At 57.6% G+C, this 16,743-nt stretch carries 10 protein-coding genes; 1 reads left to right on the top strand and 9 read right to left on the bottom strand.

The genetic code is table 11. The features are described 5' to 3' along the window. Positions 1–12: 12 nt before the first annotated feature. Positions 13–2,274 carry an arginine/lysine/ornithine decarboxylase gene (locus N7220_RS16860; RefSeq protein WP_283148684.1) on the bottom strand — a complete coding sequence of 754 codons (2,262 nt, stop codon included), beginning with the start codon at positions 2,272–2,274 and terminating at the stop codon, positions 13–15. Between the two features lie 1,329 nt (positions 2,275–3,603). Beyond that, positions 3,604–5,253 (bottom strand): 2-isopropylmalate synthase, encoded by a 1,650-nt coding sequence (leuA, locus tag N7220_RS16865; protein WP_283148685.1) that lies wholly within the window; start codon positions 5,251–5,253, stop codon positions 3,604–3,606. A gap of 371 nt (positions 5,254–5,624) precedes the next feature. Here leuA and ybaL point away from each other — a divergent pair, with 371 nt between their 5' ends. Continuing rightward, positions 5,625–7,307 (top strand): YbaL family putative K(+) efflux transporter, encoded by a 1,683-nt coding sequence (gene ybaL, locus N7220_RS16870; protein WP_283148686.1) that lies wholly within the window; start codon positions 5,625–5,627, stop codon positions 7,305–7,307. 74 nt (positions 7,308–7,381) lie between these two features. Here the strand turns inward: ybaL and N7220_RS16875 are convergent, their stop codons facing one another. The 7 genes from N7220_RS16875 to N7220_RS16905 form a co-directional block, all read right to left on the bottom strand. Then, positions 7,382–8,566 carry an MFS transporter gene (locus N7220_RS16875; RefSeq protein ID WP_283148687.1) on the bottom strand — a complete coding sequence of 395 codons (1,185 nt, stop codon included), beginning with the start codon at positions 8,564–8,566 and terminating at the stop codon, positions 7,382–7,384. Positions 8,567–8,738: 172 nt separating this feature from the next. After that, the gene (locus N7220_RS16880; protein WP_283148688.1) at positions 8,739–10,382 is read right to left on the bottom strand and encodes an isovaleryl-CoA dehydrogenase; all 1,644 of its coding nucleotides are present in this window, start codon (positions 10,380–10,382) and stop codon (positions 8,739–8,741) included. A gap of 35 nt (positions 10,383–10,417) precedes the next feature. Next, a complete protein-coding gene (locus tag N7220_RS16885) occupies positions 10,418–11,002 on the bottom strand; it encodes a lipid-binding SYLF domain-containing protein (protein ID WP_283148689.1) in 585 nt (194 codons plus the stop codon). Positions 11,003–11,109: 107 nt separating this feature from the next. Continuing rightward, positions 11,110–11,376, bottom strand: a complete 267-nt coding sequence (locus tag N7220_RS16890; protein WP_283148690.1) for a DUF3862 domain-containing protein — start codon at positions 11,374–11,376, stop codon at positions 11,110–11,112. 109 nt (positions 11,377–11,485) lie between these two features. After that, positions 11,486–12,379, bottom strand: a complete 894-nt coding sequence (locus N7220_RS16895; protein ID WP_283148691.1) for a LysR family transcriptional regulator — start codon at positions 12,377–12,379, stop codon at positions 11,486–11,488. Positions 12,380–12,472: 93 nt separating this feature from the next. Then, on the bottom strand, positions 12,473–13,552 hold the full coding sequence (gene rsgA / locus N7220_RS16900) for a ribosome small subunit-dependent GTPase A (RefSeq protein ID WP_283148692.1): 1,080 nt from the start codon (positions 13,550–13,552) through the stop codon (positions 12,473–12,475). Between the two features lie 736 nt (positions 13,553–14,288). Further along, positions 14,289–16,307 carry an NADPH-dependent 2,4-dienoyl-CoA reductase gene (locus tag N7220_RS16905; protein ID WP_283148693.1) on the bottom strand — a complete coding sequence of 673 codons (2,019 nt, stop codon included), beginning with the start codon at positions 16,305–16,307 and terminating at the stop codon, positions 14,289–14,291. Between the last annotated feature and the right edge of the window lie 436 nt (positions 16,308–16,743).

Below are 16,743 nucleotides of genomic sequence, written 5' to 3' on the forward strand. Positions count from 1 at the left end.
GGGTTCAAAAATTCAGTTCACGCAATCCACGTAGTAGCTGGAAATACCGTTCTCCACGACATGCACCAGCCCGTGGATGTAGGTCTCAAAGCCAGGGAATTTCTGGTTGAATTCACGCGCAAATTTCAGGTAATCAACAATAGTCTTGTTGAACACTTCGCCCGGAATCAGCAGCGGAATGCCTGGCGGGTAGGGCGTGAGCATCACAGCGGTGATGCGGCCTTCCAGTTCATCCAGTGGCACGCGTTCGATATCGCGGTGCGCCATCTTGGCAAAAGCCTTGGCGGGCTTGAGCGCTGGCACCAGATCAGACAGATACATCTCGGTAGTCAGACGCGCTACATCGCGCGCTTTGTAGATGTCGTGAATCTGCTGGCACAACTCGCGCAGGCCAATGCGTTCGTACTGCGGGAATTGCTGGATGAACTCCGGCAGAATGCGCCACAGCGGCGCGTTCTTGTCGTAGTCGTCCTTGAACTGTTGCAGTGCGGTCAGCAGCGTGTTCCAGCGGCCCTTGGTAATGCCGATGGTGAACAGAATGAAGAACGAGTACAGACCAGTCTTTTCGATCACCACGCCGTGTTCGGCCAGATACTTGGAGACGATGGACGCCGGAATACCGGTTTCCGAGAAATCGCCTTCCATGTTCAGGCCCGGGGTAATGATGGTGGCCTTGATCGGATCAAGCATGTTGAAGCCTTCGGCCACATCGCCAAAGCCGTGCCAACGCTCGCCTGCTTTCAACATCCACGCATCACGGTGATCCAGGCCTTCGTCGGTCAGATCATCCGGGCCCCACACACTGAACCACCACGAATCACCATATTCTTCATCGACCTTGCGCATGGCGCGGCGGAAATCCAGCGCTTCGGCCAGCGATTCTTCGACTAGCGCGGTGCCACCAGGCGCTTCCATCATCGCCGCTGCCACGTCGCAGCTGGCGATAATCGCGTACTGCGGGCTGGTGGAGGTGTGCATCAGATACGCTTCATTGAAGATATCGCGATCCAGCTTGGTCTCTTGCGCATCCTGCACCAGAATCTGCGAGGCCTGGCTCAAGCCAGCCAGCAGTTTGTGCGTGGATTGCGTCGAGAACACCATCGATTCTTTACAACGCGGACGACCTTCGCCAATGGCGTGGTAATCGCCGTAGAAATCGTGGAACGCGGCGTGCGGCAGCCAGGCTTCATCAAAGTGCAGCGTCTCGATCTTGCCATCCAGCAAGCCTTTGATCTCTTCGACGTTGTACATGATGCCGTCGTAAGTCGATTGCGTGATGGTCAGTACGCGCGGCTTTACGTCCGGGTCGGCTTCCAGCTTTTCGCGGCAGAACGGGTTGGCGAGCATCTTTTTACGGATGTTTTCCGGCTCGAACTCGCTGCGCGGAATCGGGCCGATGATGCCATAGTGATTGCGTGTCGGCATCAGGAACACCGGCACCGCGCCAGTCATCATGATCGCGTGCAGGATCGACTTGTGGCAGTTGCGGTCCACCACCACGATATCGCCCGGGGCGACAGTGGAGTGCCAGACAATCTTGTTGGAAGTCGACGTGCCATTGGTCACGAAGAACAAATGGTCGGCGTTGAAAATGCGCGCGGCATTGCGTTCAGACGCTGCCACCGGGCCGGTGTGATCCAGCAACTGCCCGAGTTCATCCACTGCGTTACACACGTCAGCACGCAGCATGTTCTCACCAAAAAACTGGTGGAACATCTGGCCAACGGGCGACTTCAGAAACGCTACGCCGCCGGAGTGACCCGGGCAATGCCAGCTGTACGAGCCGTCTTGTGCGTAATGCGTCAGCGCGCGGAAGAACGGCGGCGCCAGCGTATCCAGATACGACTTGGCTTCACGAATGATGTGGCGTGCCACGAACTCGGGCGTGTCTTCATGCATGTGAATGAAGCCATGCAGTTCACGCAGGATGTCATTCGGGATATGGCGAGCAGTGCGTGTTTCGCCATACAGATAAATTGGAATGTCCGGATTGCGGCGGCGGATTTCCGCCACAAAAGTGCGCAGACTGGTCAGCGCATGGTGCGTTTCCTCGACGCTGCCGCCGCCGAATTCCTCATCATCAATCGACAGAATAAAACCCGCAGCACGGCTTTGCTGCTGCGCGAACGAGGTCAGATCGCCATAACTGGTATAGCCGATGACATCCATGCCTTCGGTTTCGATGGCCGCAGCCAATTCACGAATACCGGAGCCGCTGGTGTTTTCCGAGCGGAAGTCTTCATCGATGATAACGAGGGGAAAATAAAATCGCATGCCAATGTCCTTCAAATAAAAACATTAGCGCTTCGGGCACGAGGCTTATAGGCGCAACAACATAAAAATGGGCGCTAGGGTTGGCAACCTGTCGATTGAAGGTTGTGCAACCCATCCTCCGCATGGCGGCGGGTGGCGAGCAGTTGGGTTGTGACCATGCAGCCGAAAAATCGTTGCAAAGTCACGCTGTCGCCGAGCCGGGGCCGGTCTGGGACGTCCTTGAAAGGCGCGTATATTAACGTGTTTTTTCGTGCTGAAAATGGCGAATTGATGAAATGTAAAACCAGGGGGATTTGTGGTGTGGTTTTTGCTGGTGTGGTTGATTAATTAAATGTTTTTGAAACATGGGGTTAGGGGCGGTTTTAGGTGGTGGGTTATTGCTGTGTTTTTTTCGTGGGATGAAGGTGGGTTTTGGTGTGGAAGGGTACGGTGAGGATCGATGGGGTTTTTGTGGTTGTGTATGGAGGCTGGTGGGAGGGTTTGGTAGGGCAGGTGTAACGGTCATTGCGATTTGGATATCGGCTTCGACGTCCGCTTCAAAAGCTTGTTTTATTAATGCCTTGCGGCACGGGTGCTAAAGGCGTTTGATACCCGGTGGTGACCGGGGGCACGTTACTTTCTTTTGCGTCGCCAAAAGAAAGTAACCAAAGAAAAGGCGACCCGACAGCGCAAGCGCAAACGGGGCCCAAAGTCAAAAGCCAAAACGAACCGTCTGTTTGCGAGGGTTCTTTACGCGGCTCCGCCGTTCCCTCGGTCGGCAGGAGCATGGGTCTCCGGCTCTCGGTCGGCGTGGTTTGTGGTGTGGAGTGCCAGGGTTGGTTGCAACAGCAAAAGCAACGGCAAGAGCAAATCCCCGATGCGCACCAATCATCTCGTCATTCCCGCGAATGCGGGAATCCAGCGGCTATCTTCGCCATGGCCGCCTCGCTGACACCACTGGATTTCCGCCAAGGGGGCCGCCTGGGCCGGGAATGACGAAATGGTGGATGACAGAGCTGGGTGAGGCATTGAATCACAATTGCTAGCCAACTGACGGTGTGCTTTTCCTCCCCTGCCCGACGCCCGCTTGCGGACTGGTTCGTCGACCCGCCGGGGCAATTTTGCGACAGCGCGGGTATCCAGCCGCAGGCTGGACGCCGGTTCGGGGTCGCCTTCTTTTTGGTGACTTTTTCTTGGCGAGGCAAGAAAAAGTCACGTGCGCCCCGGTCACTACCGGGTATCAAAAAACACCGTGCCAGGCACTCGAGCTTTTTGAAGTTAACGAACCGCAGCACAGATCAAGCATCGCAAACCCGCCTGCCCAGTGGAACTGGAAACCTGAACCAGCGCCTACACCACTCCCGCCCGGTTCATTCCCCCCAGCACCGCTTTAATCGCCGCCGTCACAATATCGCTATCCACCCCCACGCCATACAACGTACGCCCATCCGCCACGCGCAACTCCACATAGCATGCGGCGCGGGCGTCTTCGCCGCTGCCCAGCGAATGCTCGTGGTATTCAACAATATGCGCTTTGCCATCCAGTGCCCGTACAAAGGCTTCCAGCGGACCTTTACCTTCGCCGCGTAACTGAACCCGCTCACCGTTGACCGAGACTTCGGTATCCACTGCAATGCCACGTTCGCCCGCGTCACGCATGCGATGGCTGATGTATTGCCACGGCGCGGTGGTGTGCAGGTATTCGCTGGCGAATAAATCGTGGATATCGCTGGCGGTGACTTCGCGGCCGGTTTCGTCAGACACGCGCTGAATGGCGCGGCTGAATTCGATCTGCATGCGGCGCGGCATCTCAAAGCCGTATTCCTGCTGCAGGATGAAACTCACGCCGCCTTTGCCAGACTGGCTATTTACGCGGATCACCGCGTCATACGTCCGGCCAATGTCGGCAGGATCAATCGGCAAGTACGGTACTTCCCAGAAGGTATCGGGCTTTTGCTGCGCCAGGCCTTTCTTGATGGCGTCCTGATGCGAGCCGGAGAACGCGGTATGCACCAGATCGCCCGCATACGGATGCCGCGGATGAACCGGCAACTGGTTGCATTCCTCCACCACCTGCCGCACTTGATCGATATTGGAAAAATCCAGCCCCGGCGCGATGCCCTGACTGTACAGGTTGAGCGCCAGCGTCACCAGGTCCACGTTGCCGGTGCGCTCGCCGTTGCCAAACAAGCAACCTTCCACCCGGTCCGCGCCGGCCATCACGGCCAGTTCTGCCGCAGCCACCGCCGTGCCGCGGTCATTGTGCGGGTGCACTGACAAAATAATGCTGTCGCGTTTTGCCAAGTTGCGGCTCATCCATTCAATCTGGTCGGCGTAGGTATTGGGCGTGGCCATTTCCACCGTGGCAGGCAGATTGATGATCATTTTGCGCTGCGGCGTGGGTTGCCAGGCGTCGGCCACAGCGTTGCAGACTTCCAGTGCAAATTCGGGCTCGGTGGCGGAGAAGGTCTCGGGTGAATACTGGTAGACCCATTCGGTTTCTGGCCGCGCTTCAGTCAACTGCTTGATCAGGCGCGTGCCTTCCAGTGCCAGTTGTTTAACGCCTTCTCGATCCGTGCCGAAGACGATCTTGCGCCAGGCCGGGGCGATGGGGTTGTACAGGTGCACGATGGCCCGGCGTGCGCCAGCCAGCGAATCAATGGAGCGACGGATCAGGTCTTCGCGGGATTGGGTGAGCACCTCGATGGTCACGTCATCCGGGATCAGCTTTTCTTCGATCAGCTTGCGCACAAAATCAAAGTCAGTTTGCGATGCAGACGGGAAGGCCACCTCGATCTCTTTCAGGCCGATATTCACCAGCGTCTGAAACATCTTCAGCTTTCTTTCCGCATCCATGGGGTCGATCAGCGCCTGGTTGCCATCGCGCAGATCGGTGCTCATCCAGATTGGCGGCGTGCTGATGCGTTGATTCGGCCAGGTGCGATCAGGCAAGGCAATAGGGGTGAAGGCTTGATATTTGCGGGAGGGTTGCGTCAGCATCACAAACTCCATTTATACAAAAAGTAGAATATTTGAGTGAATTCAAAAAGTTGGTGAGTTGAATTTATCGATAATACGGACGTTAAGTCAAATTATTTTTGATTAAGTTGATTGATCATCTCAAATAACGCAATAAATTGGAATTATTTCTACGATATGTAGAATATTTTCCAGAAAATTATCGGGAACCTGTCCGCTTGCCAAGCCCCTAATAGCAGGCCGGTTCTGTGCGCCGTGCTTTCGGCATCATCAAGTTCCGATCTATGGCTAGCCAGTTATAGTGTTCAGGCATATCGCACTGGCTTAATCCCCAAAACTAAAAACGGTATCGCTATAGATATCAATGTCACCGCAACCGGAGATCCTCACACATGCCGCATGACACCCCACTGATTGCCACGATTGTTGGCGGCCTGGTATTGGCATTCATTTTTGGTGCATTGGCCAACCGCATGCGCGTGCCGCCGCTGGTGGGTTATCTGGTGGCTGGCGTCGTTGCCGGGCCGTTTACACCGGGCTTTGTGGCCGACCAGAGCTTGGCACCGGAATTGGCCGAAATCGGCGTGATTCTGCTGATGTTTGGGGTAGGGCTGCATTTCTCGGTCAAGGATTTGCTGTCGGTCAAAGCCATTGCCATTCCGGGCGCGGTTGCGCAGATCGGTGTGGCGACCTTGCTCGGGATGGGTATGTCCTGGCTGGTGGGCTGGAGCTTTGGCGCCGGGCTGATCTTCGGGCTGGCGTTGTCGGTCGCCAGTACTGCCGTGCTGCTGCGGGCGCTGCAGGATCGGCACATTCTGGATAGCGACGAAGGCCGTATTGCCATTGGCTGGTTGATTGTCGAAGACATCGCCATGGTGCTGGTACTGGTGTTGATCCCCGCACTCGGTGGCGTATTGGGCGCGACCCATACGGGCGGTGTTGCTCACGGAGCGGCGGCGGGAAATATCTGGCTGACACTGGCCATCACCATTGGCAAGGTCATCGCCTTTGTGGGCGTGATGATGATTGTCGGGCGGCGGGTTATTCCGTGGTTACTGGCACGCATTGCCAGTACCGGTTCCAAGGAATTGTTCCGGCTGGCGGTGCTGGCGATTGCGCTGGGCTGCGCTTTCGGAGCGACGGTGGTGTTTGGTGTGTCGTTTGCGTTGGGCGCGTTTTTTGCCGGCATGATGATGAGCGAATCCGAGCTCTCGCACCGGGCGGCAGAAGAATCCCTGCCGCTGCGCGATGCCTTTGCCGTGCTGTTTTTTGTGTCGGTGGGCATGTTGTTCGACCCGTCGATTATCGTGCGCGAACCGCTGATGGTGCTGGCAACGCTGGCGATTATCCTGGTCGGCAAATCGGCGGCGTCGTTCATCATTGTGCTGCTGTTCAAGCGGCCGCTGAAAACGGCGTTGGTGATCTCGGCCAGCCTGGCGCAGATTGGCGAGTTCTCGTTTATCCTGGCCTCGCTGGGGATCGGCATGGGGATCTTGCCGCCTACCGGCAAAGACCTGATCCTGGCCGGGGCGATCTTGTCGATTCTGGTTAATCCGCTGTGCTTCAGTTTGTCGCCAGTGATTTATCGCTGGCTGGCCAAACGCTTTGGCTGGTCCACGCTGACGCTGGACGATGCCGCCAAAACAGGCGAAGAACGCAACCACACCGTGATTGTCGGCTATGGCCGGGTGGGTTCAACTGCTGGCGAAAGTCTGCGCGAAGCACGGCAACCATTTGCGGTGATTGAAGCCAATGCAGAACTGATCTGGAAGTTGCGGGAGAAGCAAATCCCCGCGCATTGCGCCAATGCGGTGGATGAAGACGCGCTCAGGGCGGTGCATGTCGAGCATGCCAACTGGTTGCTGCTCACGCTGCCCAATGCCTTTGAAGCGGCGCATGTCATTGCGCTGGCCCGCGCGTTGAACCCGGCTATCCGCATTGTGGCGCGTGCACATTCAGACGCCGAGGTCGAATATCTGACTGAGCGCGGTGCGGATTACACCATCATGGGCGAGCGAGAAATTGGCCTCGGCATGAGCGCACGGGTGATGTCAGGGCTACAGGCGGCGCACTGAGATTGCACTGATCACCACATAGCCCGGATTGCCTTGCGAATCCGGGCTACGAATGAACAACTGGCGCGACCGGCTCAAACGTCTTTTAGCCGGTAGCAACATGCCAGCGCGGTAGCTACGCTGGCCACGGCCACATAAAACACCGCGTGATATCCCCAGACTTCGGCCACGCCACCCGCAATCGCCCCGGCAATCACTGAACCAGTACGAGTGCAGGTTGCAAACAGCGTGGTGGCCATGCCGATCTGGCCGGGCATCAAATCCTGAAAGTACAGCATGCCGATCCCGGCAATGATGCCGATGAAAATGGCGTTAAGCAGTTGCATGCCGATCATGGCGTATTCGTTGGCGACCAGCGTCATGCCAATGTAGAAAAACACCCCGGCCGCTGTCGCGAAACGCATCATGCTGCGCTTGCCAAAACGGCGGGTGTAATACCCGGCGATCAGCATGGACGGAATCTCTAGCCCGGCCGCAGTACCCATCAGCAAGCCCACGGTTTTTTCCGGCAAACCCAGCGTGTGGGTTATATACAGCGGCATGGTGATCAAATACATGCTGTTGCAGGTCCACATCAAAGTGCAGGCAATAAACAGCAAGCGCACCGCTGGATCGCGCCACCAGCTAACCCGCACATGATGAGCCGGGATGTGATGTTTTTGCGAAGGGATATCCGGTAAGGCTTTCCACACCAGCAACGCACAGCCCAGAAAAGCCAGCGCCGCGCCCAGGTACATGGCGGTAAAACCGTAACCAATGGCCAGGGCAAAGGCGAGCGGCGGGCCGATCACCCAGGCCAGCGAAACTTGCGCACGCAGGATGGAATTGAACATCACCGCTTCGCGTGCGGTGTGATCGGCATGTTCACGGGCCAGCGCAAACACTTGTGGGTTGCCGGTGCCGCCGAAGCTACCCAACAGCACGCCCACGGTAATCAGCAACAGATAATGGCGATCAAACGCAAACAGGACGCAGCCCAGAGCGCCCAGAAAACAGCACCACACAATCAGCATGCGGCGGTTGCCGCCTTTGTCTGAGCGATGCGCCAGCCACTGGCTGACCATAATGCCGATCACTGCGCTGACGGTATAAAAGGTACCAACCAGAATCGGGCGTACGCCTACTTCGCCGCTCAAGAACAAACTCAAGGTTGGGACTTGCAGGGCGCCGGCGGTGCCGGTGAGGAAAGCGACCACCAAAAAGACGATCGAGGCGAAATCAGGCTTTTGCCTGTAATACAAAGCAGTCAGGGCACGCATCGGGGACACCGGCCAACAGGCCGGCAAGGTAACCGGTCAGGGCGAAGCAATTATTTTCAAAAGAAATCAAATGCGGAGTTTATTGAACTGACATGATTTGTGCACGGCTGTTTTTGGCACGGCTTGTCGTTGTGCTGTGTATGGGCGATAAGCGGCAGTGGCAGAGGTTGATCTAAAAGTCAGGCAAGGCGCGGCTGAGCAATGTGTCTGCATGCCAGATATTGGCGCCAAACTGGCTGAACCGCGTTTGTAATCTCCCCCGACACCAGGCGTCAGCGACAGTTGAATCGCAGCTTTCCAGCAGTACGGCGGCGGCGGCGAGATAGACCAGACGCTCCGCCACTTCACGCATCTGGGCTTCTTGCGGGTGGGCAATCAATGTCCGTAGCTCTGCCCAAGCCGGGCGAAGCAGCGAATGTGAACTGGCGAGCGGGGCAAAGAACGCTTGCAGCGCGGCTGGCACGGCGGGTTCTTTCTCCAGCGCCCGCAGCAAATCCAGCGCCATGATATTGCCCGAGCCTTCCCAGATGGCATTCACTGGCATTTCCCGATACAAGCGCGGCAAGTCGCTTTCTTCGATGTAACCGTTACCGCCCAGTACCTCCATGGCTTCCGCCACAAACGCGGCACCACGCTTGCAGACAAGGTATTTTGCGGCGGGTGTCAGAACACGGGCCAACGCTTGTTCGGGTTCGGTAGCGGCTGGTTCTCGCCAGCGTGCCAGCCGTAGCAATAGCGCGGTAATGCCTTCCAGTTCCAGTGCCAGATCAGCCAATACGTTGGCCATGATTGGGTGGGCGACCAGAGGTTTGCCAAAAGTGTAGCGGCGGCGGGCATGGTAAATGGCGATGCTCAAAGCGCGGCGCATCAGCCCGGCGCTGCCCAGCGCGCAATCAAAGCGGGTATGGCCGCCCATTTCCAGGATGGTGCGACCACCTTTGCCTTCTTCACCCACCAGCCACGCCAGAGCGCCGTCAAATTCCACTTCGGAACTGGCATTGGAGCGATTGCCCAGTTTATCTTTCAGGCGTTCCAGGCGGATGGCGTTGCGGCTGCCATCAGGCAAAATCCGTGGCAGCAAGAAACAAGACAAGCCGCCACTGGCTTGGGCCAGCACCAGATGGGCATCACTTTGCGGCACCGAGAAAAACCATTTATGCCCATGCAACCGATAAGCTTGATCCGGGCCCGCTTGGCCATCGGCGACCGCGAGCGTGGTATTGGCGCGCACATCGGAACCGCCTTGTTTCTCGGTCATGCCCATCCCAATCAACAAACCGGCTTTGCTTGAAGCGGGTAGATCAGACGGGTCGTACTGGCCAGAAAGCAGTGCGGCTTGCCAGCTGGCGAGCGGAGCGCCTGCGGCCAGTAGCGTGCGTTGCAATACCGGAACGGCCCCATAGGTCATGGTTACCGGGCATAAAGTGCCAGCTTCGACCTGAGCGTGCAGGATGAAGCGGGCGGCGCGGGCAATGCCACTGTCGTCCGCGTCGCCCCATGCGCCATTGTGCAAACGGCTGGCCGTTGCCAGTTGCATCAACGCGTGCCACGACGGGTCAAATTCGACGTGGTCGATGCGGCGCCCGCCCGCATCGTAACGACGCAATTGCGGTGGATGAAGGTTGGCTTTGCGGCCCAAGGCAAAGCAGCCCGCAGTACCTAGCTCGGCGCCCAAGTGGTTCAAGGGTGTAAGCATGCCGGTGCCTGCCTCGTTTGCGACCGACTGTTGCAAGGGCAAATCGCTCAGAAACAGGTTGTAGTCATCCAACTGCGCAGGCTGATTGAGCGGATCTGGATTGCTGACAGGATGGGGCATCGCCGACCTCCGGCAGGTTGCCTGGATTTGCCGACTTACATGCTGGTGTCTTTGTAATACTTGGTGCCCTTGACCGCCAACTCAGCCGCCAGGCCATTCTCGGTGAGCTGGTAGACCCACACGCCCGGCGCAACGGAGAGGGCGCCCTGATAGGCATCGCCTTTGCCACCTGCTTTGGCTGCGACGGCGGCTTGGCCGCTGAAGTCCCAGCCATTATTGATGAATGAGTTCAATGCCTTTTCAGTCTCAAACACAAAAATGACCCGATATTGTTTGATTCCCAAGCCAAGCCCGGCTTGCACCTCCAGCATTTTCATGAAGGTTTCCTTGCCGCTTTTATTGTTAACGGCCACGCCACTGCCATTGCCGCTGCCCGCCAGCAAAATCTTTACGCCCATGTTGTTAAAGGCGGCGTAACCAGCGGCACGGTCAACGGCAGCTTTGGCGCCGGGCTGGGCCTTATAAAGTGCCGAGAGTGTTTCTTGCGCCGCTTTGCGCGCGGCATTTTGCTTATCCTGGACGCTGGGGTCAGCGGCTCGCGCCAACCCGGCCAGAGAGAAAAACAGGATCAAGGCAAGGCAATAGCGGAACACCTGCTGGCAACGCATTGGATTGGTCATGATAGGCCTCAGCTAAGGCGAACGCGGCCGCAGCAAAGCGGTGGCGTTCCGGACTTTTAGCGTAGACGCAGCCGTGCCGGAAAAACAGGAATACCGCTGGACGCAGCTCAGCGTTTTTGCAGGTCTTTGGTGACCACGACACCGTTCACCAGACGCAGCGTGATGGTCGTGCTGCCAGCTTCCCATACCGCGTTTTCGCCACTGATGCCCAGCAGCGAACTGCTGTCGGTTTTATCCGGCTCCCCCAGAATCTTGACGACATCGGGGCGCGCCATGCCGCTGTCGATTTTGGCGAAATTTTCGGCGGTGATCTTGCCGCAGGCGGTCAGGGCAAAAGCCAGTGTGGCGGCGATCAGCAAGGATTGCAGTTTCATAGCGTTTCTTTCCTCAAAACCAGCAATTAATTATGATTTTTCGACGAACAAACCAGTGTAATGCACGTCTTTGTTTTCGCTGTGTGAGGTATGTCTTGCAGGGGATGGATTACAACAACTGCGGCAGGCGCTCGCTGATGAAGTTAAGAAAACAACTGATCCGTGCCGAAAGTTGGGTGTTGCGGTAGTACACCGCGTGTATGGGCTGAAAGGTAATGATGGTGGCATCGCTTAGCACCTCAACCAGCCGTCCCTCATCGCGCGCGCTGCGGGTCATGAAATCCGACAAGCAAGCAATGCCGTTCTCTTGTTCAGCCAGCCGCAGAATGGTTTCACCGCTGGATGACACCAGTTGCGGCGAGATTTGCCAGCCATCGCCATCCGCATGCCGTAATGGCCAGTTGTTAAGCCCTTCGGGCTGGGTAAAGCCGATCAGCGTGTGGGCCGCCAGTTCGGCCGCCGACGATGGGGTGCCATGTTTTTCCAGATAAGCCGGTGCGGCCAGAATGCGCAGCTGCGTGTGCCCAAGATAGCGGGCATGCAGGGACGAATCTTGCAGATTGCCATGACGAATGGCGATATCCGTACGTTGTTCCAGCAGGTCGATAATCTGGTCGCTGCTGTTCAGTTCCAGCTGGATATCCGGATACGTTGCCCTGAATTCACTGACCAGCGGCACGATGGCGTGCAGCATGAACGGCGACGCGGCATTGAGGCGCAAACGTCCGGCCGGGCGCTCGCGCCAGATCGCCATTTGTTCTTCGGCGTCGTCGATGGCCGCGACAATTTTGCGGGCGTGCTCCAGAAAAGCCCGGCCTTCTTCGGTCAGCTGCAGCCGCCGCGTGGTACGGTTCAGTAGCGTGGTCTCCAACTTCTGCTCCAGCCGGCTGAGCGCGCGGCTGACACCAGAAGTGGTTTGATTGAGTTGCTCGGCTGCCGCCGTGATCGAGCCGGTATCGATCACGGTGACAAAGGCGAGGAGTTCTTCCGTGCTGGTTTTCATTTGTTGATTATTAATCAAGCCTCGTTCGCTGTAACTGGCTTTTTATGCAAAAACCAGGCACGGCAGACGATAACTTGATTAATGAGCAATCAATTAGCCGCCGCGTTTCTCCCGACTGCGGGCGTTGCCAGCTTTACCAATGGCCTTCCATTTGGCGGTTTCGGCTTTGCGTTCCAGCGCAGTTTGCTGACCCCGCCGCGCTTCGCGCAGCAGCTTGTGATAGTTATGCAAACGATCGGCTGGAATGGCGTCACGTACCGCGCAACCAGGTTCGTCCTGATGCTGGCAATCGCGGTAATGACAATGCGCCGAGAGCGTGTCGATATCGTCAAAACCGGCGTTGATTCCGGCCTCGTCGGTGTCGGCTCGCCACGTGCGCAAACCCGGCGTGTCGATCAGGCATGCGCCGCCGGGTAACTGATGCAACGAGCGGGCAGTGGTGGTGTGGCGACCTCGGCCATCACCGTGACGCACGCCGCCGGTCGCTTGGGTGTCGCTGGTCATCAGGGTATTGGTGAGCGTGGATTTGCCCACGCCGCTGGAGCCCAGTACCACCAGCGTTTGCCCTGCGCCCAGCCACGGCGCCAGCGTATCGCGGGTGGCATCGGCTAGTCCATTGACGGCCAGAATGGGTACATCTGATGGCAAGCGCTGCTGCAACTCGGTCAGGCGCTGTTCAACCTCAATGCCGATATCCGCTTTGGTCAGCACTGCCACGGCTGTAATGCCCGCAGCCCGGGTAAATGCCAGATAACGTTCCAGTCGGCGCGGGTTGAAGTCCATATCCAGCCCCATGACCAGCAGGGCTGTGTCGATGTTACTGGCCAGCGGTTGCCGTCGTCCGTCATTGGCTCGGCGGGCAAGGTGGCTGGCGGGTGGTAGCTGAATGCTGATCCAGCGCTCGCCCAGTTCATTAACCTGAACGATGACCCAATCTCCCACGGCTAGCGCCGTGCCTTGCTCATGCAGTGCGGTGAGTAGTTTGGGCAGTGTGCGTGCCGGATATTCGGTGTTGCCGTCATGCACCGTGAGCCAGTCTCGCTGGATTTCAGTGACCCGCAGCAGCGCGCTACCAGCGGGCGGCGTTTCAGTCATGGCGTAAAGCTGGTTAATGACTGTTTGAGTCAAGCCTATGGTTTGCAGTTGGGTGTAATCGAAAACGATATCGATCATGGTGTCCGTCATTCCTGATTCGGTAGCCCACGGCGTGCGCGGGCGTCGCTGCTTGCGCAATGGCAGAGCAGCACTGAATGTGCTTTGAGAGTGCTAAAGCAGAATGTCGGCCACGCGGATGCGGGCAGCAGAGGCGCCTGATTGCCTGCTGTGGTGAACGCAAGTCATGCGAGATGCGCTTGGGCTCAGAACAAGGCAGAGATCAAAGACTAAAAATGGCTGGTACTGGCGAATACACCAAAGCAAAAACCAGAAACCGCAAAGAAAAGCCCGATCAGGCAGTGGCCGACAGGAGGAGGGCAAGGTCAAATGTACGCATGGCTGTGCTCCTGTGGCAGTGGGTGGAGAGCGCACTTTGCGCGCTGGATTGAGGGGGCGTCAATATTGGGTAAGGTGGTGGCGGCGTTTTTGCAACGGCGCGGCCAATTGCAGTTGTAGGGTTTGCATGCCAGGGGCATGCGAACGCGTTCAATTAACCTGCACAAGGGATCTGCGCTGTTTAGATTGGGGCTTTTGGTGCGCACTAGTGCGCACCCTACGAAGCTGGGTCTCCGGCTCTCGGTCGGCGTGATTTGCGCTGTGGAATGCCAGCATCGTAGCCCGGATGAAGCGTTAGCGAGAATCCGGGGTTGCAACGTATCAGCGAGCCACCGGGATTTGCACTGGCCAACATTGCCCCCGGATTCCCACTTCGTTCCATCCGGGCTACATCGTTGCCGTCCGGCAATTCCGGAACTCACATCCCCATGGCCACCTTCATGCCATCGGCAATCGCCCGACGGGCATCGATTTCTGCCGCTTCATGCGCGCCGCCGATCAAATGCGCTTTCACGCCACGGGCAGTGAGTTCATCAAACAAGTCACGCACCGGCTCCTGACCGGCGCAGATCACCACATGATCGACCGCCAGACATTGCTCTTCATCCTTGATGCGGATATGCAAACCTTCGTCATCAATGCGCACGTATTCAGCGCTGCCAATCAGATTCACCTTGCGATGCTGCAGCGTGAGTCGGTGGATCCAGCCGGTGGTTTTGCCAGGCCCCGCGCCAGGTTTGCCGGGGCGGCGTTGCAGCAGCCAGATTTCCCGTTGCGCGGCATGCGGATGCGGCGCAATCAGCCCGCCAGGCGCGCTGATCGTCGGGTCGATGCCCCATTCGGCCAGATACTGGGCGATGGCGGTTTCGTGCGTAGCCTCATTTTGTTCAGACAAAAACACGGCGGTATCCACGCCAATGCCGCCCGCGCCGATGATCGCTACACGCTGGCCTACCGTGACCTTGCCGCGCAGTACGTCTGGGTAACGCACGGCTTTAGGGTGGTCGATGCCCACGATGGCGGGCTCGCGGGGTTTGACGCCGGTGGCGATCACCACTTCATCAAACGCTGCCAGTTCATCACTGCTGGCGCGATGGTTGAGTTTGACCTTCACGCCATGCAGATCAATCTGCTTCTGGTAGTAGCGCAGGGTTTCGTTGAATTCTTCTTTGCCTGGAATGCGACTGGCAATGCGGAACTGCCCGCCAATGGCGTCGCTGGCTTCAAACAAGGTGACGTCATGACCACGCTGGGCGGCGGTGGTGGCACAGGACAACCCGGCCGGGCCGGCGCCGATAACCGCGACGCGACGGCGTTTGGGCGTTGGTTTGATGATCCATTCGGTTTCGCGGCAGGCGCGCGGATTGACCAGACAGCTCGCGCGTTTGCCCTGGAAAATCTGGTCCAGACACGCCTGATTGCAGGCGATACAGGTATTGATTTCGTCAGCTTTGTTGGCGGCGGCTTTGTTTACAAAGTCCGCGTCGGCCAGCAGCGGACGTGCCAGCGACACCATGTCCGCAGCACCGCTTGCCAGGATTGATTCACCGATTTCCGGCGTGTTGATGCGGTTCACGGCAATCAGCGGGACGTTCACATGTGGTTTGATCTGCGCGGTCACCCAACTGAAGGCGGAGCGTGGCACAGTGGCGGCGATGGTCGGGATGCGCGCTTCGTGCCAGCCAATGCCGGTGTTGATCATGGTGACACCAGCGGCTTCCATCGCTTGGGCGAGTTCAATGGCTTCAGCCAGTGTGCCGCCGTCTTTGACCAGATCCAGCATCGATAGTCGGAAGATGATGATGAAGTCGCTACCCACCGCAGCACGTGCGGCTTTGACGATCTCCAGCGGGAAGCGCATGCGATTGGCAAACGACCCACCCCAGTCATCGTCGCGCTGATTGGCGTGCAGACTCAAGAACTGATTCAGCAGATAGCCTTCTGAACCCATGATTTCCACGCCGTCGTAACCCGCCTCTTTGGCCAGCACACTGGTGTGGGCAAAGTCAGCAATCGTGGCGCGAATTTCGGCGTCGGTCAGGGCGTGCGGGGTGTACGGCGAGATTGGCGATGCAATGGCGCTGGGGGCGACGGCTTCGGTGTGATAACCGTAGCGCCCGGCATGCAGAATCTGCAGGCAAATGTGCCCGCCTTGCGCATGAACAGCCTTGGTGACCTCGCGATGCCGCGCAACGGCGCTGGCATCGTTTAGCATGGCGGCTTCAGGGTAAATCTGACCCGCCGCATTGGGGGCGATACCGCCGGTCACAATCAGGCCGACACCACCGGCGGCGCGCTCGGCATAGAAAGCGGCCAGCGCAGACAAACTGTCGTGTTGTTCTTCCAGTCCGGTGTGCATGGAGCCCATCAGCACGCGGTTGCGCAGTTTGACGAATCCCAGATCAAGCGGATTGAGCAGATGAGGGTAGGCGGCCATTGCAAAGTCCTCGATTTTTTTTGCTATAACCCCGGAATTATCCGGAATTTGCTGATTGCAGACGAAACGATTCAAACGATTGTTTGAAATATTGCGCCAATCATTACGGAAATTGCCCGCAAAACCACTAAGGGATTTCCTGAGCAGTTGCGTTTAATCCACTATTGGCGGGCCGTTGGTCCACCGCTGGTCTGCCAGGCTGGCCCCCGCTGATACCTTGCTTGCACAGATATTTCGCGACTTTGCAAGAGGGATTCATAAAAAAATAGTTAAAAAAAATATATTTGCTGGACGGTACAGTCTAGACGCGTCGCTAGCGCTTCTTTATGATGCTGTCCTGTTACGGGCAGGTTTCGTTGCTCGTCGTCACAATGTCGGTCGGGCGAAAGCCGCTTTGCCGGTTTTGTTCCCTCACCGTAGTGCCTTTATCGAAGGG

This window comes from Silvimonas soli, assembly GCF_030035605.1.
GTDB lineage: Bacteria > Pseudomonadota > Gammaproteobacteria > Burkholderiales > Chitinibacteraceae > Silvimonas > Silvimonas soli.